The organism is Citrobacter sp. RHBSTW-00944 (assembly GCF_013615435.1).
Classification (GTDB): domain Bacteria; phylum Pseudomonadota; class Gammaproteobacteria; order Enterobacterales; family Enterobacteriaceae; genus Citrobacter; species Citrobacter braakii.
Window position 1 is genome coordinate 3,006,777 of the sequence record NZ_CP055418.1, and the last position, 19,048, is coordinate 3,025,824.

Annotated in this window: 21 protein-coding genes; 13 read left to right on the plus strand and 8 right to left on the minus strand. The window is 49.9% G+C overall.

The genetic code is table 11. The features are described 5' to 3' along the window. Positions 1 to 26: 26 nt before the first annotated feature. The 7 genes from arsA to HV334_RS14545 form a co-directional block, all read right to left on the minus strand. The gene (gene arsA / locus HV334_RS14515; RefSeq protein WP_088583137.1) at positions 27 to 1,778 is read right to left on the minus strand and encodes an arsenite efflux transporter ATPase subunit ArsA; all 1,752 of its coding nucleotides are present in this window, start codon (positions 1,776 to 1,778) and stop codon (positions 27 to 29) included. A 17-nt stretch (positions 1,779 to 1,795) separates the two neighbouring features. After that, positions 1,796 to 2,158 carry an arsenite efflux transporter metallochaperone ArsD gene (gene arsD / locus HV334_RS14520; protein WP_088583136.1) on the minus strand — a complete coding sequence of 121 codons (363 nt, stop codon included), beginning with the start codon at positions 2,156 to 2,158 and terminating at the stop codon, positions 1,796 to 1,798. Between the two features lie 47 nt (positions 2,159 to 2,205). Then, positions 2,206 to 2,559 carry an As(III)-sensing metalloregulatory transcriptional repressor ArsR gene (gene arsR / locus HV334_RS14525; protein ID WP_044700602.1) on the minus strand — a complete coding sequence of 118 codons (354 nt, stop codon included), beginning with the start codon at positions 2,557 to 2,559 and terminating at the stop codon, positions 2,206 to 2,208. 123 nt (positions 2,560 to 2,682) lie between these two features. After that, positions 2,683 to 3,228: a replication protein P gene (locus HV334_RS14530; protein ID WP_146111737.1), complete on the minus strand. Its 546-nt coding sequence runs from the start codon at positions 3,226 to 3,228 to the stop codon at positions 2,683 to 2,685. After that, positions 3,140 to 4,051, minus strand: coding sequence for a DnaT-like ssDNA-binding domain-containing protein (locus HV334_RS14535; protein ID WP_181220542.1), 912 nt, complete (start codon positions 4,049 to 4,051; stop codon positions 3,140 to 3,142). The genes HV334_RS14530 and HV334_RS14535 overlap by 89 nt, the downstream gene beginning before the upstream one ends. A 252-nt stretch (positions 4,052 to 4,303) precedes the next feature. Continuing rightward, positions 4,304 to 4,858 carry a toxin YdaT family protein gene (locus HV334_RS14540; protein WP_049270566.1) on the minus strand — a complete coding sequence of 185 codons (555 nt, stop codon included), beginning with the start codon at positions 4,856 to 4,858 and terminating at the stop codon, positions 4,304 to 4,306. A 3-nt stretch (positions 4,859 to 4,861) separates the two neighbouring features. Then, the gene (locus HV334_RS14545) at positions 4,862 to 5,074 is read right to left on the minus strand and encodes a helix-turn-helix transcriptional regulator (RefSeq protein WP_088583174.1); all 213 of its coding nucleotides are present in this window, start codon (positions 5,072 to 5,074) and stop codon (positions 4,862 to 4,864) included. Positions 5,075 to 5,179: 105 nt separating this feature from the next. Between HV334_RS14545 and HV334_RS14550 the strand changes: the two genes are divergently transcribed. The 10 genes from HV334_RS14550 (at position 5,180) to roxA (ending at position 14,412) form a co-directional block, all read left to right on the plus strand. Further along, on the plus strand, positions 5,180 to 5,560 hold the full coding sequence (locus tag HV334_RS14550) for a helix-turn-helix domain-containing protein (RefSeq protein ID WP_049270562.1): 381 nt from the start codon (positions 5,180 to 5,182) through the stop codon (positions 5,558 to 5,560). 195 nt (positions 5,561 to 5,755) lie between these two features. After that, on the plus strand, positions 5,756 to 5,971 hold the full coding sequence (locus HV334_RS14555) for a hypothetical protein (protein ID WP_048235613.1): 216 nt from the start codon (positions 5,756 to 5,758) through the stop codon (positions 5,969 to 5,971). Positions 5,972 to 6,132: 161 nt separating this feature from the next. After that, positions 6,133 to 6,471, plus strand: coding sequence for a hypothetical protein (locus HV334_RS14560; protein WP_135912188.1), 339 nt, complete (start codon positions 6,133 to 6,135; stop codon positions 6,469 to 6,471). Between the two features lie 11 nt (positions 6,472 to 6,482). Beyond that, the gene (locus HV334_RS14565; protein WP_032944383.1) at positions 6,483 to 6,809 is read left to right on the plus strand and encodes an Rrf2 family transcriptional regulator; all 327 of its coding nucleotides are present in this window, start codon (positions 6,483 to 6,485) and stop codon (positions 6,807 to 6,809) included. A 141-nt stretch (positions 6,810 to 6,950) separates the two neighbouring features. Continuing rightward, on the plus strand, positions 6,951 to 9,422 hold the full coding sequence (locus HV334_RS14570; RefSeq protein WP_181220543.1) for an exonuclease: 2,472 nt from the start codon (positions 6,951 to 6,953) through the stop codon (positions 9,420 to 9,422). A gap of 66 nt (positions 9,423 to 9,488) precedes the next feature. Beyond that, the gene (gene xisR, locus HV334_RS14575; RefSeq protein WP_003832298.1) at positions 9,489 to 9,704 is read left to right on the plus strand and encodes an excisionase family protein; all 216 of its coding nucleotides are present in this window, start codon (positions 9,489 to 9,491) and stop codon (positions 9,702 to 9,704) included. Then, positions 9,704 to 10,990, plus strand: coding sequence for a site-specific integrase (locus HV334_RS14580; RefSeq protein ID WP_080858659.1), 1,287 nt, complete (start codon positions 9,704 to 9,706; stop codon positions 10,988 to 10,990). The genes xisR and HV334_RS14580 overlap by 1 nt, the downstream gene beginning before the upstream one ends. Positions 10,991 to 11,063: 73 nt before the next feature. Further along, positions 11,064 to 11,735, plus strand: a complete 672-nt coding sequence (gene phoP, locus HV334_RS14585; RefSeq protein ID WP_046274776.1) for a two-component system response regulator PhoP — start codon at positions 11,064 to 11,066, stop codon at positions 11,733 to 11,735. Next, positions 11,735 to 13,198 (plus strand): two-component system sensor histidine kinase PhoQ, encoded by a 1,464-nt coding sequence (phoQ, locus tag HV334_RS14590; protein WP_016152698.1) that lies wholly within the window; start codon positions 11,735 to 11,737, stop codon positions 13,196 to 13,198. The genes phoP and phoQ overlap by 1 nt, the downstream gene beginning before the upstream one ends. Before the next feature lie 92 nt (positions 13,199 to 13,290). Then, positions 13,291 to 14,412 (plus strand): [50S ribosomal protein L16]-arginine 3-hydroxylase, encoded by a 1,122-nt coding sequence (roxA, locus tag HV334_RS14595; protein ID WP_016152697.1) that lies wholly within the window; start codon positions 13,291 to 13,293, stop codon positions 14,410 to 14,412. 104 nt (positions 14,413 to 14,516) lie between these two features. Here roxA and pepT read toward each other — a convergent pair whose 3' ends face one another. Next, positions 14,517 to 15,743, minus strand: coding sequence for a peptidase T (gene pepT / locus HV334_RS14600; RefSeq protein ID WP_047415361.1), 1,227 nt, complete (start codon positions 15,741 to 15,743; stop codon positions 14,517 to 14,519). A 250-nt stretch (positions 15,744 to 15,993) separates the two neighbouring features. Between pepT and potA the strand changes: the two genes are divergently transcribed. The 3 genes from potA (at position 15,994) to HV334_RS14615 (ending at position 19,043) form a co-directional block, all read left to right on the plus strand. Continuing rightward, positions 15,994 to 17,130, plus strand: coding sequence for a spermidine/putrescine ABC transporter ATP-binding protein PotA (gene potA, locus HV334_RS14605; RefSeq protein WP_047501985.1), 1,137 nt, complete (start codon positions 15,994 to 15,996; stop codon positions 17,128 to 17,130). Continuing rightward, complete coding sequence (gene potB, locus HV334_RS14610) at positions 17,114 to 17,977, plus strand: spermidine/putrescine ABC transporter permease PotB (protein WP_016150058.1); 864 nt, start codon at positions 17,114 to 17,116, stop codon at positions 17,975 to 17,977. Before potA ends, potB begins: the two co-directional genes overlap by 17 nt. Before the next feature lie 832 nt (positions 17,978 to 18,809). After that, on the plus strand, positions 18,810 to 19,043 hold the full coding sequence (locus tag HV334_RS14615) for a hypothetical protein (protein ID WP_029139493.1): 234 nt from the start codon (positions 18,810 to 18,812) through the stop codon (positions 19,041 to 19,043). Positions 19,044 to 19,048 lie beyond the last annotated feature (5 nt).

A 19,048-nucleotide genomic window follows, 5' to 3' on the forward strand; every position in this document is an offset into this window, starting at 1 on the left:
ATCTGCCGCCCTGTATAAACAAAAAATTAACTCGCCAACTCTTTGAGTTTTTCAATACCTGTTGGCTCAGAAGCCAGTACCGGAACGAGCGCTATACGGTCAGCGTGCTGATTCTTAACAGCCTCAATCTGAGGCTGTTCCTGCTGAGCGCGCTGGCAAAGCAACGGAGAACGCGTATCCGCGATGGAAAGGCTGTTATTGATAATCCAGCCCCATGGATGAATCCCCGCTCTTTCAAGGTCAGCCTGTAGGCTTGCCGCTTCCAGTACCGGTGTGGTTTCAGGAAGCGTAACCAGCAGAACTTTGGTTCGTTCCGGGTCCTGAAGCTGCATCATTGGGGTAGTAAAATGACCTTTATCCCCCATTTTTTTGGCAATCTCTCGGTGGTAAGCCCCGGTAGCATCCAGCAACAACAGCGTGTGCCCAGTGGGAGCTGTATCCATGACAACAAACCGCTTACCTGCTTCACGAATCACTCGGGAAAAAGCCTGGAACACGGCAATTTCTTCAGTACAGGGAGAACGTAAATCTTCTTCCAATAGCCGTTTCCCTGCTTCGTCCAGATCTCTTCCCTTCGTCTCAAGAACATGCTGGCGATAGCGTTCGGTTTCATCGTGAGGGTTGATGCGGCTGACCTGCAGGTTTTTGAGGCTGCCGTTCAGCGTTGTACTCAGGTGCGCAGCGGGATCAGAGGTGGTGAGATGCACGTCATATCCCATGTCTGCCAGCCTTACGGCGATGGCAGCAGCCATCGTGGTTTTCCCTACGCCACCTTTGCCCATCAACATAATCAGGCCATGTTCACTGCGGGCGATATCATCGACCAGGCCAGAGAGCGATAAGTTTTCAGGCGTGTACAGGACGTTTGTCACCAGGAGCGGTAATGCATCAGAACGGGTATCCAGCAGCCCCTTCAACGCAGACACACCAACCATATTTACTGGCTGTAGTAATAAGGTATCTCTCGGTAGCTCAGATAAACCAGCAGGAAGATTTGCCAGTGCTTCCTGCTCCCGTTGCCATATCGCAGCCGCCAGCGTGTCATGTTCAGCTTCGGCTTTAGGCAGCACACCATTAATAACCAGGTACTGGTTTTTCAGGTCAATTGCGGCCAGTTCTTCATGGGTGCGGGCTACTTCCTGCAGCGTAGATTTTTGCAGTCGTGCAACCAGAACCAGGCGGGTACGTTCAGGATCGGATAACGCCTCTACTGCATGAGCATATTGCTCACGCTGCTTTTCCAGCCCAGCCATTGGGCCAAGACAGGAAGCACCATCTGGATTACTTTCAATGAAACTACTCCAGGCACCGGGTAGCTGGAGAAGGCGAATCGTGTGGCCCGTCGGCGCTGTATCAAAAATGATGTGATCGAAGCGGGTCAGCAGGGAAGCGTCTGTCAATAAGCCGGTGAACTCATCGAACGCCGCAATCTCAGTCGTACAGGCTCCTGAAAGCTGCTCGCTGATACTGTTAACAACGTCTTCAGGCAGAAGACCTTTGATAGGATCAACGATTCTGGAGCGGTATTGTTGGGCGGCTTCCTGAGGGTCAATCTCCAGAGCGGAAAGTCCAGGAACTGCTGTCACAGAGCAAATGGTGTTACCGATAGCCTGGTCGAATACCTGGCCGACATTGGAGGCTGGATCTGTACTGACCAGCAAAACCCGCTTACCTTGTTCGGCAAGGCGGATAGCCGTCGCGCAGGAAATGGACGTTTTTCCTACGCCTCCCTTGCCAGTAAAAAACAGGTAAGACGGGATATTCTCTAAGAATTTCATATGTCCTCCTGACATATTCAGCAACAGGAAGTATTACCACCACAGCAGCTGGTGGGAGCTAACCCTACCTTCTCCAGCGGAATACCGAACCAGCGAGCCAGCTCAGCGCGTTTTGGGTATCGCCCAGCCATCACCGTTTCACCGTCCAACAGCAGTAGTGGAAGCCCTTCTGCTCCAGATGCTTCGAGGAATACTTTCGCTTTCTCATTATGAACAAAGCTCATGGGCTGCTGCGCCAGGTTGTAACGTTCAACCTTTACGCCACGTCCTTTCAGCCACTGCACATCAGCAGAGAAATCAACCAGAACCTGATCGACATCTGAGCCACATACGCCGGTACTGCAGCACATTGCCGGGTCAAACACCGTTAACGTCTTCATTCTGAATACCTCACATTCGGAAAATCATATATGTTCAGGCAAATTTTTTAGATGCAAACAGCCTTACCGCTACCAGAGCAGTTTGCTGATGCCAGCTTACGGGCGATGGCCTGTACGTCGTCCTGTTGGCTTAACCAAGCCTGCTCAATTACCTGAGCAGCCCATGAAGGAATATGCGGAGATAAGCGGTAGTGAACCCACTTGCCCTGCTTGCGATCCAGCAATAGTCCACTTTCCCGGAGCATTGCCAGATGACGGGAGATCTTGGGCTGCGACTGATCCAGCGCCGTACAGAGATCGCACACGCATAGCTCTCCCATTTCTCTAAGCAGCAACACGATGCCCAGCCGAGTTTCATCGGAAAGGTTTTTGAAGAGTTGTAGAGAAGTTAGTTCAGCCATTTTAGTCTCCTGAATTATCTCCGTAGTTTCCTGCAATAGTTGAGTGTCGTCAAGCATCACATTCGAAAATTCGAATATGATGGCTATGTGGTTTTAATATCAGATTTACTGATTGTTCATTATTCAATTTGTTAATCCTGCCGCTTTTCGACGCCTGTATTCATCTATCAGTAATTGTGCTGGCGTTGGTCCTGCCGGATGGCGCGGCGCTTCCAGTTGACGTCGAATTGGTGGGACACTTAGTCCATTGCCAACATGCTTCGACCACTTCGTGAGTAACTTTTCTGCCAGTCGTTTCAGCTCCCCCTCTGTCATTTGTCGTTCTACGCCCGTTCTGCGCATTTCGATGCAGATGTGATACAGCACGGGCTGAGGCCATGGATATTTATCGCTACCTGAATACCGATATGACTCATTGCGCCAGCGCCGGTATTCCGTCATAACCTGCTCCGATGTCAGTCCGAATGGATTCGCTCCACTCTCTGAAACCAGAGAAACAAACTCAGCCAGGTCTGGCGGCCATGTATTTCCCATTGCGCAGCGCTCCATGCACTGCTGACAAACCAGCCGAATTTGCTGTTCAGTCATCGAACCTATCTGGGCTATCCAGATAGGCGAAGGTTCTGCCCCGTTCTTCTGGGTCCATCGGTTCGAATACACCTCCCCCATGACCTGCCACAGACGCCAGGCTGTTTCCGTCGCCATCAAGTCCATTCCTGCGGCGCCACTCTGCGTGGGCTGACTGAATTTGCTGAACTGCCCGGGATGCTGTTGGTTTTGCTCCTGCTCCCACATGACTGTTACCTCCGGTTTCTGGTTTTACCTGCATTCTCACCCGGGCTACATGTCGGGCAAATTTTTGTTCCCACTGGATTTGCGTAAAAACTTTCCCTTCCGACTCCCAGTACGCAATGAATTCTGCGAGTTCAGTCAGAAGGTAATCTGGTTCAGGGAGGGAGATCCCCCACGATGCGGCACGCTGTCGGAAATCTCTGGATGGGAGCCAGCTATCTGCCATGCTGAATTTCCCGATCGGCTCATCAACCCCGTCCAGGTATCGGGGCATGGCCGGGGGCGGCAGGTTCTCCCCATTCGAATTTTTCATCGCGCACGCGTTAAGAGAGGGGTTTAAGATCTGTTTACTGCTAACTGCTTTCTGGATACCTGATGGCAAAGGTTTAGCCAAAGACTTAGCCTTATCCTTAGGCAAGGCGAAAGCCTTATCAAAAGCCATCCCCATAGCGTCAGAAACCCCGTAACATGCGGCTTTGAGAGCTTCATATGCTTTATCTTTCAGTGAACATTCAGGCAGTAATTCAAACGATCTCGCCCATGATTTGATCACGTTCACTGATGCTGGCGGGTTATGTTTGACCGCATTAGGCAACCAAAAAACTCTGGCTTTAAGGTCGGCTTCCACCATACCTAACGCTATGGCTTCGCCTAAGGCTAAGTCGAAGGCTTCGACATCCCAGTTTAATTCTTCAGCCATAGCAGCCCTCCCCGCCTTATACAGGCCGGGGATGATCCCCGTGAATGGACCTGTAAGCAGGTAAATAAACAGACTCTGCCCACTTGGCGGGAGTGGTGATAAGGCTCGAAACTTCGGGTCATCCCACATGGTGATCTTCACCTTACGGTAAGGCTCGTTATTAGCCTTACTCTTAGGCATGGCCTTAGCCAAAGGATTAGGCATACTTCACCCCGCGAGTTGCAGTAATAATGGTCATTGGTCAAAACTCGATTAAAACAATTGCGGCGCTACGGCGCTTATACTCGCCAGTAGTGGTCCCGCCGCATCAGCTGGTAACATGTTGAACAAAGCGATGGCTGCTTCACGAATTTCCTTCTCCAGTTTCTGTAACGGAGCGCCGATTAATTTCGCCTGATGTGCCTCACTGCATTCTTTGATAGCGCTTGCCACCAACTCCGCTTCTGTGCTCGCATTACTTAGCCCGTGCTTCCTGGCAATCTGAACTGGCATAGCAGCAATGATTGAGCCTGACAGCTGCATAACGTAAGCCGTATACTTTTCTGACCCCCCTTCGTTTTTCAGATATCGGAATAAATTCTGCTTATTAACAGCAATTCCGCGGCCATCTGCCTTGGCCCACTCTTCAGCCACCAGCTGAGCGATCCGTTCCTGTGCCTGTCCTGGTAATGTCGATTCCCATTCACGAACGGCTGCCAATATGACGCGGTGCTGAATGCTGTCACGGCGCTGGGGTTTAAAATGATTTTGCGATTTCACCGGAGCGGCTAACCGTGTTTTATTATGGGTATAAGCTACTGATTGCATCTTTCAGACCTCACTTTGTGGCGGAAATACACTATCAAGAGAGCAGGCGCGCCCTAACTCGTTAAGCTTCTCCACAATTAATCTGCATTCCGGTAGTCCAGGCTGGCGTGTCCCGTTCTCATAATTTGAGAGTCTTGACTGACGCCACCCGAATAATTTGGCTAATTGCTCTTGAGTTAAACCGAGCGCTTGCCGTTCTTTGGCGATGTTGTTCATCTTGTCCTCACATATAGTGTTTAGCTGAATTAAACACATAATGTGTTAGATAGTCAAGACGAAACGTTCTTTGAGCGATAACACGTAACGTGGTAAAAATCAGTAATGAATATAAACACTGCAATTGCCGCCAGACTGAAGCAGTTACGCGAACAGAAAAATATGTCGCAATCTAAACTCGCAGAGTTATGTGGGTGGGCTCAGTCGCGCATTGGGAACTATGAAGCAGGTCGCCGCAATGTTGGCGTTGACGACGCTATAACAATATCGAAAGCTCTCGGTATTAGTCCGGCAGAGCTAATGTTTGGTGATGATCACGCCGAATCATGGTTAACGCCTAAACACCGTAAGTTAATCACCCTTTTTGACCAGTTACCGGAGTCTGAACAAGACAAAATGATCGATACCTTTCAATTGCGACTGAAAGAAATTGATGAATATGTCGAGAAGTACCTTCGAGGACGATTCAAGCCAACAGACGACTAAGCAACAATTTTAAGCTACCTAACCAGCCTATTTGGCTGGTTTTTTTATGCCTATCCCCTTCCCTTTTCCCATATCGTTTTCATCCATACAGCTTTAAACACATGTCGTGTTGACTTTTAAACACAGTTTGCAAAACGTCATCAAGGCAGGATGCCCACGAAGTAGCTGCCGGCGGCATACGAATCACCGGATGAGATGACAGGCATTAACACGCAGCAGGTTCAACGTTCCGCCAGCCTGGCGACAAGGGCAACACAAGAGGATAAATCCATGATCGATTTCGCACGTAAACCAGTGCGGTGTCAGGCCGTACATCTAAATCGCATTGAAGTAATCATTCGACTGATTTGCTACACGCTTGCCCAGAAGGGCGACCCGTCTGCCGACCAACAGACTGCTGTTCGTTCATAACGAGTTTGACCAATGGCTGTTGCCAGCCTCATGCCCGGTGCACAGGGCATTGTGATGGTAATACCACCATCGTAACCAAACAGGAGACGAAGACCTGTTCTGGTTAAATTGGAAAAGTGTTCTTTGCCCGTCCCGTGGCGGGCTTTTTTCCGGAGGTTTTTATGTCAGCTAACGATCTGGCATTGCGCTTCAGCAGCGCACCAGCCGAGGCATTAATCGGGGTTTTGCCTGTTCTGGAAGTAAAAGAAGCATTACGTGAAGAAGTTGAAAGTGATGTGATGGATGAAATCTGGACTGAGCACAACTTTGAAATGGAAGCGATGGGTGAACAAGTTGATGAAACAGCCAGGCTCGCTCGTAAGTTTGAATGTGCGGCTGAAGCTCTTGGAACGGCGATCAAACTTGCTCTGACTCTCCCACATAATGAGGCAATGCAGGTTCTGAATGACGCCTTAAACGATAACCCGGGATACGGTCGCGAACCGGCAAAGGATGCATGATGGAGTTTGGAATGAAACGCGTGGTGGCTTCTGTTCAGGTCGTTGCCATCCTCAACAGGATTTACAACGGCAGTCCGGTTTCCATCGCATCTATCAGTAAAGAATCAAAGCTGTCTGTGTCTTACCTCGAGCAGATTTTCTCGAAGCTGCGCAGCAGTGAAATCGTCACCAGCCAGCGTGGTGCTGGTGGCGGGTACCACCTTAGCAAAGCAAACCCCAGCGTGGCTGACGTCGTTCGCGCCGTTACTCACACGCCTGATTCATTTGAGCCCGTGCTGAATGCTCTGGAGTGGGTCCCCGTCGCACAGCTGGCGCAGGGAAAATCCCCTACCCCATAAAGCACAAAACCCGCGCAAGGCGGGTTAAGTACCCGGTCAGCCGACCAAAGCTTTCCGGAACGAGTTTTGACCAATAACCACTACCTTAGGCGGCGATCATCAGCTGCCGGGTATCTTACAATCCTATGGAGCCCGAACGCAATGTTAACGTATGCGTATCTTATTAAAGCCAAAGCAAAAGCAACTGAGGCAAAAAACCTGTTTTGCTGGTTCTCTGCGAAATCAGATTCCCGTGCAGAACGCGAAATCCTCAATATTCTCGAAGACAACGGTATTGCCGTCGGTCGTGGCGCCGACTATCAATTACCTGTCCGCACCAACTGGTTTGTTGTTAACGATCTTCCTGAGGAAAGCACACTTGATGACACATGGTGCGATCGCTACGAACTGGCAGAAGACCAACAAACGTGGCAACTGAAACAGAAGCCTGATAATGAAAATCAGGAGACTTCCTGCCAGCAAAAACCTGAAACCACCAGTGCCAATGTACCCACCAGCGATGCACCCGCGTTGCTCCGCCCCATATCTCGCCTGCGCCTGTCTCAGCGACTGATTGCGCACCTGGTCAATGACACTGAAGAGAAGGAAATCAGCGAAGCGCAGCACATCCAGATCGGACAAATGGAACTGGACGAAAATGATCTCTATGTACAAAACCTGTTACTGGCCGTTGCGAATGTTCCAGCAGTGAAAGAGCTTTCTGCTCATGTTGAGTGGAACCTGGCAAACGCAATAAAAGAAGTCTTCGCCCGTGAGCAGGTCTATGCCATCGCTTCATTTGAGGAATTTATTACCGAATGGATTGCGGAACCGAAAGCACGGACTCAAACCGTGCAGGAGTGGGTTAACGATAAGAAAGCACGAATTGTGGGTGATGAGCCCACCGTTCCACCTGTAACGCCAGAACTCATTACCGTTGCGACCCTCCCTCTACGCCAGCGCCTTTTAGCTCAGTTTATTTCTGAAGAATATGCTTACCATATTGATACTGAGCAGAAGAAAACCATTCAGGAACTCGAGCTGGATGTGGATAACAGCTATGTGCAAAACCTGCTGCTTGCCGCCGAGAATGTAGAACCATTCAGGAAAGCACCAGAGATCGATATCTGGAAAGTTGTCAGCGCGCTGAAAACCGTTTTTCCGGTTGATGGAAAGCGAGTTGATCTGGTCACCGTTATCCAGTTCTTTAAGGCCTGGTTCAATACTGAGCACATTGACCGTGGGCTGCTGATTAAAGAGTGGTGTAAAGGCAATCGTGTGTCGGAGATTCAGCGCACTGACTCCGGAACCAACGCTGGTGGTGGCAATAAGACCGATCGCAACCCGGAACTTGTCCACACGCTGGACACTCTGGACATTGATATTGCGCTGGCCACACTTCCAATGGATTTCAACATCTACGATATCCCTGGTGGCGTTTTCCGTCGTGCAAAAGAGATCATTGCTAAAAACGAAAGCCCGTTCAAAGAGTGGTCCGCCGCCCTGCGCAAACGCGCTGGCATCCTGGATTATTCCCGTGCCGCTATTTTCGCGCTTATTCGCAGTGCAGAAGAAAACACTCACCATTTCCCGGAGCTGCTGAGCCGTTACATCAATAAGAGCCTGACTGAAACCGACCACCAGCACCCAACTGAAGAAACCCTGGCGGCAGCCGGTCATGTACCAGAAAAAAGCTGGGAAAACGAGATAAACGAGAATGTCACAGCTGAACAGAAGGCATTAGCCGAACAACCAGAAATCGCCAACATGGGCAACGGCGTGTTCTCCATCGATGGTCTGATGGGTAACCAGTCGGCGGCCGCGCTTTCTGTCGTAGACCAGGTACGCCAGCGCGCCGTCGATGAAAAATTACATCAAGCCAATACCGAGGAAACCACCAGCGATGTTCAGATGGAAAAAACTGACAACAACAAAATCAAAGCTAATCCTGAAGTGCCTCAGGGCGAAGCAGCAGTTTTGCCAGTTAAAAGCGCTGATGCAACTGGTGAGCATCCAGCTTCCCTGAATAATGAACCCGTTCACCATATCGATACGGATCACCTGAACGCTTTTTATACTCACCTGATGGTTGATTTGGAAACTATGGGCAGCGGTCCTGATGCCCCAATAGTCTCTATCGGCGCTGTATTTTTCGAGCCTTCAACTGGTAACACTGGTGCCGAGTTTTATCAGGTTGTCAGTCTTGAATCATCGATGTCGTTTGGGATGAAACCGGATGCGTCGACGATTCAGTGGTGGTTGAAACAATCATCTGAAGCCCGCTCTGCCATTCTTGTTGATGAAGCTATGGGGCTGCGTGAAGTCCTTGAACTACTGGCTGACTTTATTGCTGAAAATGCTGCTAACGGTAGTCACACCGTTCAGCTATGGGGCAATGGATGCTCGTTTGATAACGTCATTCTCCGCCGCGCGTATGCATTAACAGAAACTCCCTTCGCTGTTCCGTTCTGGAATGACAGGGACGTAAGGACCATGGTTGAACTGGGTAAATCTGTCGGTATCAACCCGCGCTTCGACATCCCGTTTGAAGGCGACATGCACAATGCGCTTTCTGACGCCCGGCATCAGGTCAAATACGTATCTGCAATCTGGCAGCGCCTGACAAAAAACTGATTTTAGGTTTTCACTTACAGCCAGCTGCAGCATGTACTGTTGTGGCTGGCGGCATCGGAGTTATGTATGTCGCAACTCATTTTCAGCGAAGAGTGGATGGTTGAAGCGCGACTAACAGAAAAGACCGGCTTGTCTGAAAGACAAATTAAAAGTTATCGGTTGAATTTGTGGATCGAAGGCGTGCATTTCAAACATCTGACAGCTCTCGGGGAAACTGACAATTCTAAAGGTCTGCTTTGGTACAACTATCCAAAGATTAACCAATTAGTACAGGAAGCATGATGGACTTTCCAACCGGCGTTGAGCTGCATAACGGAAAAATACGGATCACATTTACCTATCGCGGCAAACGTTGCCGCGAAGTCCTTCGGGGCTGGACGGTGAACAGCAGCAACATCAAAAAAGCTGGAAATCTTCGCGCGCTCATAACAAGTGAAATACAGCTCGGTAAGTTCGACTATGCGGAACGTTTCCCGGAATCCAAGGCGCTTAAGAAGTTCATCACAACCAAAAAAATCACCACGTTTAAAGAACTGAGTGTTTTTTTTACAGACACCAAAGCCTTAGAGGTATCAGGTGCAACACTGCTATCGCTTACTTCGGTCGTAAATACGTTACTGCGTGTAATCGGAGAAAATACCCGTCTGGTAGATATTGAGCATGCCGACATTTTGCATTACCGAAAGGAGTTATTGACCGGGACAATTATTAACCCGGCAATGCCGAATCTGGCCAGGCAGGGCCGCGCGCCCTCAACAGTCAATAAACAGATGGCAGTTTTATCAGAAATGCTTAAGCTCGCGAACCGAAGCCAGTTTATATTGCATACTCCTTATGAAGGAGTGTCGCGACTCAAGTTATCTAAAAATGATCCCGACCCACTTTTACTTCATGAGTACCAGGCACTGATAACCGCCCTTCCCCGTAGCCAGGCATTAATCATCATTGTTGCCGTACATACGGGGATGAGGCCGGGCGAGATATGCGCCCTGGCATGGGAAGATATTGATTTGGTAAAAGGTGAAATCCACGTATCCAGAAGTTTGACGAATAAGCGAGTATTTGTACCTCCTAAGACAGATGCCGGAATAAGGACGATAACGTTGCTTAGACCCGCTCTGGATGCACTGAAGGAACAATACGAAATCACCGGCGCTAATCCGAAGCAAGAAATTCGATTTCACCATCGGGAGATCGGAAAAACTGAGCAGCAATCTCTTCGTTTCGTTTTTTCACCGACAGCATATTCGTCCAAGAAAGGCAGTTACTTCTCCAAGAACTCGATTGCCTATGGCTGGAAGCGAGGCACTAAACTTGCCAATATCCGCGAAAGGAATCCTTATCAGTCACGGCATACCTACGCATGCTGGACGTTGATGGCCGGAGCGAACCCGTCATTCATAGCGAGTCAGATGGGACATGAAGATGCGCGCATGGTGTACGAGGTTTACTCCAAGTGGATTGGCGACATGAACCAGGATCAGGTCAACATGCTGAACAATCAGATGCCAACAGCACTGCCCCCAGGACGCCCCCACGGGCAGGGGAGCATGAGAAAAGTTATTTAATTTCATAGCGCTGCTTTCAATCCACATAATCAGCGTTAAACTATTTATACCGTTATTTTAGGGAGAAACGATGATGCGCGTACTGGTTGTCGAGGATAATGCTTTATTACGCCACCACCTCAAGGTTCAGTTACAGGATTTAGGGCATCAGGTGGATGATGCAGAAGATGCGAAGGAAGCGGACTATTATCTGAATGAACATCTGCCGGATATCGCGATCGTTGATTTAGGACTCCCCGATGAAGACGGTTTGTCATTGATCCGCCGTTGGCGCAGCAATGAGGTTTCGTTGCCGATTCTGGTGTTAACCGCGCGTGAAGGCTGGCAGGACAAGGTGGAAGTACTCAGCGCCGGAGCCGACGATTACGTCACCAAACCGTTTCATATCGAAGAGGTGGCTGCGCGCATGCAGGCACTTATGCGTCGCAACAGCGGTCTGGCATCGCAGATTATCTCTCTTCCTCCTTTCCAGGTGGACCTCTCTCGGCGCGAGTTATCCGTCAATGATGAAGTTATCAAGCTCACGGCGTTCGAATACACCATTATGGAAACACTTATCCGTAATAACGGCAAAGTGGTCAGTAAAGATTCGCTCATGTTACAGCTTTACCCGGATGCCGAGCTACGTGAAAGCCACACCATTGATGTTCTGATGGGGCGTCTGCGTAAAAAAATACAGGCGCAATACCCGAATGATGTCATCACCACCGTGCGTGGCCAGGGATATCTTTTTGAACTGCGCTAATGAATAAATTATTGCGTCATTTTTTCCCGTTATCACTGCGGTTGCGCTTTTTACTGGCAACCGCAGGCGTGGTATTGGTGCTTTCGCTGGCCTACGGCATGGTTGCCCTGGTGGGCTACAGCGTCAGCTTTGATAAAACAACGTTCCGCCTGCTGCGGGGCGAAAGTAACCTGTTCTATACACTGGCAAAATGGGAGAACGGTAAGATAAACGTCGAGCTGCCTGAGAATCTTGATATGCAAAGCCCAACAATGTCGCTGATCTATAACGAAGACGGTGAGTTGTTGTGGGCGCAGCGCAATGTTCCCTGGCTGACGCACAGTATCCAACCGGAATGGCTAAAAGCGAACGGTTTTCATGAGATTGAAGCCAATGTAGATGCCACCAGCACCTTACTGGGCGAAGATCATTCCGCTCAGCAGCAGCTAAAAGAAGTCAGAGAAGATGATGACGATGCCGAAATGACCCACTCGGTCGCCGTGAACGTCTACCCCGCCACTGCCAGAATGCCACAGTTGACCATAGTGGTTGTCGATACCATTCCTATTGAGCTAAAGCGCTCGTATATGGTCTGGAGTTGGTTTATTTATGTGCTGGTCGCCAATCTGTTGCTGGTCATTCCGCTGTTATGGGTAGCCGCCTGGTGGAGTCTGCGGCCTATCGAATCGCTGGCGCGTGAAGTCCGTGAGCTTGAGGAACATCATCGAGAGATGCTAAACCCCGCCACCACGCGCGAACTGACCAGCCTGGTCCGCAATCTTAATCGACTTTTAAAAAGCGAACGCGAGCGCTACGACAAATACCGTACGACGTTAACAGACCTCACCCACAGCCTGAAAACACCGCTGGCGGTATTACAGAGTACGCTCCGCTCGATGCGTAATGAAAAAATGAACGTAAGCGACGCGGAACCCATCATGCTGGAACAAATCAGCCGTATTTCCCAGCAGATTGGCTATTACCTGCATCGCGCCAGCATGCGTGGTAGCAGCGTGCTGCTTAGCCGCGAACTGCATCCGGTCGCGCCGTTGCTGGATAAACTCACCTCGGCGCTAAATAAGGTGTATCAGCGTAAAGGCGTCAACATAAATCTCGATATCTCACCCGAAATCAGTTTTGTGGGCGAACAGAACGATTTTGTCGAAGTGATGGGCAACGTGCTGGATAACGCATGTAAATATTGTCTGGAGTTTGTCGAGATTTCAGCGCATCTGTCCGAGGATCAGCTACACATTCTGGTTGAAGATGATGGTCCTGGTATTCCGCAAAGCAAACGGGAAGTGGTGTTTGACCGTGGACAGCGTGTCGATACGCTACGACCAGGGCAAGGCGTTGGACTGGCGGTGGCGCGAGAAATCACCGAACAGTATGACGGGCAGATTATTGCAGGCGATAGCCTGCTGGGTGGCGCGCGCATGGAAGTTATTTTTGGCCGCCAGCAGCCGGGGCAGATAGACGAGTAATCGCCGCATGTAATAAATATGTACTGATTTCCCGCTTGCGGTTAAGTATCCGTTATAATCGGTTGCAGATACCAGCCTGCGGGATGCTCATTATGGAATACCAACTCACACTTAACTGGCCCGATTTTCTTGAACGCCACTGGCAGAAACGCCCGGTGGTCTTGAAACGTGGGTTTAACAACTTTATTGATCCACTCTCTCCTGACGAACTGGCTGGACTGGCAATGGAAAGCGAAGTCGACAGCCGACTCGTCAGCCACCAGGACGGTAAATGGCAGGTTAGCCACGGTCCGTTCGAAAGCTATGATCATCTCGGCGAGAACAACTGGTCGCTGCTGGTACAGGCGGTCAATCACTGGCATGAACCCACCGCCGCGCTGATGCGTCCGTTTCGCGAACTGCCGGACTGGCGGATTGACGATCTGATGATCTCCTTCTCCGTACCCGGTGGCGGCGTTGGCCCACATCTTGATCAGTACGATGTGTTTATTATTCAGGGAACCGGGCGACGTCGCTGGCGCGTGGGCGAAAAACTGCAGTTGAAGCAGCACTGCCCTCACCCGGACCTGCTGCAGGTCGCCCCGTTTGAAGCCATCATCGATGAAGAGCTGGAACCCGGCGATATCCTGTACATTCCACCAGGATTCCCGCACGAAGGCTATGCGCTGGAAAACGCCATGAACTATTCGGTCGGTTTCCGCGCGCCAAATACTCGCGAACTGATCAGCGGCTTCGCCGATTACGTTTTGCAACGTGAGCTGGGCAGCACGTATTACAGCGATCCTGACCTGCCGCCGCGCGATCATCCGGCTGACGTTCTGCCGCAGGAAATGGACAAGCTGCGTGAAATGATGCTTGGACTGATTAATCAGCCGGAACATTTCCAGCAGTGGTTTGGCGAGTTTATTTCTCAGTCTCGTCATGAGCTGGATATTGCTCCACCGGAGCCGCCGTATCAGCCAGACGAAATTTACGATGCCCTGAAGCAAGGGGATGTGTTAGTGCGTCTGGGCGGATTGCGCGTATTGCGCATCGGCGATGACGTCTACGCCAACGGTGAGAAAATTGATTCACCGCATCGCCCTGCCCTGGAAGCGCTTGCCAGCCATATTGTTCTGACGGCCGAGAACTTTGAGGATGCGCTGGAAGATCCGTCTTTCCTTGCCATGCTTGCCGCACTGGTAAACAGCGGATACTGGTTCTTCGAAGGATAATACGAACGGTGCCTGATGCGACGCTAGCGCGCCCTATCAGGCCTTCTGGAGTGAAATACTGTAGGCCGGATAAGCGAAGCGCTATCCGGCATCTATCGATAAATTTACTGCTGCTTTGCGGTTAACTCCGCAATACGTACAATCACCCGCACCGCTTTTTCCATTCCTTCCAGAGTTACAAACTCATGTTTACCATGATAGTTGTAGCCTCCGGTAAACAGATTCGGACACGGTAACCCCATAAACGACAGCTGCGCGCCGTCGGTGCCGCCACGAATAGGTTTCAGCACCGGCTCAATATCGCAATCGCGCATCGCCTTCTGGGCGATATCCAGCACATGCGGATGCTCAATCACTTTTTCGCGCATATTGTAGTAGCTGTCTTCAATCACCAGTTCGATATAGCAATCCGGGTGTAACCCTTTGCCGACCTTTTTGGCGATCTCCATGATCTTGCGTTTGCGCGCTTCAAACTGCTTGCGGTCAAAATCACGGATGATGTAGTGCATATCCGCCCGATCGACCGTCCCTTTCATGCTCGCCAGATGATAAAAGCCTTCGTAGCCTTCCGTCGTTTCCGGGCTTTCGTCTGCCGGAACCTCAGCATGAATACGAGCAGCCAGCGACAGCGCATTCACCATCACCCCTTTTGCGGTACCGGGATGGACATTGTTGCCGACAATTTTGATATTAACCGACGCGGCGTTGAAGTTTTCAAATTCCAGCTCTCCCACGCCACCGCCGTCAACGGTATAGGCCCACTGCGCATCAAATGCCGCAACGTCAAAATGCTTCGCCCCTTTACCAACCTCTTCGTCCGGCGTAAAGGCCACGCGGATATCACCGTGCGGAATATCTTTTTGGATGAGCACCGCCAGCGCGGTCATGATTTCCGCCACGCCTGCTTTATCATCCGCGCCCAGCAGCGTTTTACCGTCTGTGGTGATCAGCGTCTGACCCAGAAGTTGATGCAGCACCGGGAACATCACCGGCGACAGAACTTCATCACCAATGCCTAACGCAATATCGCCGCCGCGATAGTTTTCAACGATTTGCGGATTAACGTTTTTACCGCTGAAATCCGGTGAGGTATCCACATGGGAAATAAAGCCGATCGCGGGAATATTGCCAGCAACGTTAGCGGGCAACGTGGCCATCAGCGTCCCCTTTTCGCTCAATGAAATGTTAATCAGCCCCATCTCTTCGAGCTGTTGTTTGAGCAGTTGTAATAACTTCCACTGTCCTTCGGTGCTGGGTACCTGCCGCACGCCCGATTTTGATTGGGTGTCCAGCGACACGTAGTGTAAAAAACGCTCAAGTAGTTTATCCATGCAGTCACCCTCACTTTTTGTGACAACATTATCAATAAGCAACAAAAGACAAATATTGCGTCAGGTCACTTTTATCCCCGCAAGTGAGAATATTTCGCCCTGACATCCCCTCTGACTATAGGGCTAAGTCAGTAATTCGCAACAAGGATTGGCGATTACCATGGTTTGCCGTAGAATAACGGCCCTCATTAAGAGTCATCAAGGTGGTTAACCACGAACCCCGCAGCGGTCAGCCATCCGTTGCGTTTACATGGGACAGAGTAAAAAATTGAATAAACAACCGCGTTCGCTTTCTCCACTGGTGCAATTAGCGGGAATTCGCAAAAGTTTCGATGGCAAAGAGGTGATTTCCAGCCTGGATTTGACCATCAATAATGGCGAGTTTCTCACGCTGCTTGGCCCCTCTGGCTGCGGTAAAACAACCGTTCTTCGCCTGATTGCCGGTCTGGAAACGGTTGATTCCGGTCATATCATGTTGGACAACCAGGACATCACTCACGTTCCTGCGGAAAACCGCTACGTGAACACCGTCTTCCAAAGCTATGCGTTATTTCCCCACATGTCCGTATTTGAGAATGTGGCCTTTGGCTTACGCATGCAAAAAACGCCCGCAGCCGACATTACCCCGCGCGTTACCGAAGCTCTGCGCATGGTGCAGCTGGAAGAGTTCGCCCAGCGAAAACCGCATCAACTCTCCGGTGGACAGCAGCAGCGCGTAGCGATTGCCCGAGCGGTGGTCAATAAACCCCGTTTACTCCTGTTAGACGAATCTCTCTCTGCGCTGGACTACAAACTGCGCAAGCAGATGCAGAACGAACTGAAAGCGCTGCAACGTAAGCTTGGTATCACCTTTGTCTTTGTCACTCACGATCAGGAAGAGGCGCTGACCATGTCAGACCGTATCGTGGTGATGCGCGATGGCAAGATTGAGCAGGACGGTACGCCGCGCGAAATCTACGAAGAGCCGAAAAATCTGTTCGTCGCCGGGTTTATCGGTGAGATCAATATGTTTAATGCGACGGTGATAGAACGTCTGGACGAACAGCGCGTTCGTGCTAACGTTGAAGGTCGCGAGTGCAATATTTATGTCAACTTCGCGGTGATTCCCGGGCAGAAGCTGCACGTCCTGTTACGCCCTGAAGATCTGCGCGTTGATGAAATCAACGACGACAATCATATCGAAGGCCTGATCGGCTACGTGCGTGAACGCAACTACAAGGGCATGACGCTGGAGTCGGTTGTGGAACTGGAAAATGGCAAGATGGTGATGGTCAGTGAATTCTTCAACGAAGACGATCCTGACTTTGACCACTCTCTCGACCAGAAAATGGCGATTAACTGGGTAGAAAGCTGGGAGGTCGTACTGGCTGATGAAGAACACAAGTAAATTCCAGAGTGTGGTGATCGTCACCATTGTCGGTTGGCTTGTGTTATTTGTCTTTCTGCCCAACCTGATGATCATCGGCACCAGCTTTTTGACCCGCGACGACGCCAATTTCGTCAAAATGGTCTTTACGCTGGAAAACTATACACGCCTGCTCGATCCGCTCTATTTTGAGGTACTGGTTCACTCCCTCAATATGGCGCTGATTGCCACGCTCGCCTGTCTGGTGCTCGGCTATCCGTTTGCCTGGTTTTTGGTGAAACTGCCGGAAAAAGTGCGTCCATTGCTGCTGTTCCTGCTGATTGTTCCGTTCTGGACCAACTCGCTTATTCGCATCTACGGACTCAAAATATTCCTCAGTACCAAGGGCTACCTCAACGAATTTCTGTTGTGGCTCGGCGTTATCGATACCCCCATTCGCATCATGTTTACCCCCAGCGCGGTGATTATCGGCCTGGTGTACATCCTGCTGCCGTTTATGGTGATGCCGCTCTATTCCAGCATTGAAAAGCTCGATAAACCGCTGCTGGAAGCCGCGCGCGATTTGGGTGCCAGTAAACTTCAGACCTTCACCCGTATCATTATTCCGTTAACGATGCCGGGAATTATCGCCGGATGCCTGCTGGTTATGCTGCCCGCAATGGGGCTGTTTTACGTTTCCGACTTAATGGGCGGGGCGAAAAACCTGCTGATTGGCAACGTGATTAAAGTTCAGTTCCTGAACATCCGCGATTGGCCGTTCGGTGCTGCCACCAGCATTACGCTGACCATTGTCATGGGTCTGATGCTGCTGATCTACTGGCGCGCCTCCCGCTTGCTGAACAAGAAGGTTAGCGACATTGATAGTTAACCGATATTACTCAAAAAGTTAAAATGATCATGGCATGCTTTTTACCCTCAAGTAAACTGCATGCCAGGTCACGAACGGGGATAAGATTTGTAAAATCAGAAAGGAATTGTAAACCCGCAATATTATGCCGTCATGATACTCATGAATTTATTATCGATATTCAAGAAATTGTCTTCTGGATTCATCATCTTCAAGGTACTCAAATGAGAGAAGGCGAATTTTGGTAAGGTTATAAAACCACTCGCAATCGTTTCGTTGAATAATTTCGCCAGGCTTGAAACATATTCCTGATGCTTCCCGGATAATCGCATATTTACCATTATTAAACCTGGCCCTGTGGATACAGAAAGATTGACCAACCTGCCCATGACAGCTGTTCGAAAGGATATGTCCTTCAATAAAAATAGATTTTTTAGATTTCATCATCATATCCTCTCAAACTACAGTACAGGAGCAATATTGTCATTTCCCAACATCACTCACGTTAGGTGGCAGAAGCCGATCAGCCGCCGATACACCAGCATTCTGATGGTCTGAACAACAGCCCGCAGGCAGGGCACTCCAGAACCGCATCTTTTCTTAGTTTACCTGCTTTCTGATCGGCTCTGTATGCGCATACCGGGCAGGCAACATGCACCGGTCTTTCTTTAAAATGCCTGAGTCCTTTTGTATAAGACATAAATAATTCTCTGAGGAATACAGTAATTATTATACGCCTTAATATAAAAATAACTGGCTTAAGTTATGTTAATTTATGATTAAATCAGGAGATCAGATATTGAAAATTAAACGTCTGATTTATGATATAATACCCTTCCGTGAGAAATTTATCATGAAATCAGAAGACACCCTTGACTGGTACCCGGCCCAATTGCCACCAGTGAAAATTATTCTTGGCGAAGCCGTGCTGGCAGTGGGCAAACAGGGCCGACCTATTAATACCCGAACTTTGCTGGAATACCTTCAGGTCATGCAGGACAAGCAAAAAAAACGAGATGACAAAATCGCCATGCAGACAGCGATTGAGGTTCTCAGGGATAATCAGCGCATTAACGGCAGACGTTAATGCGC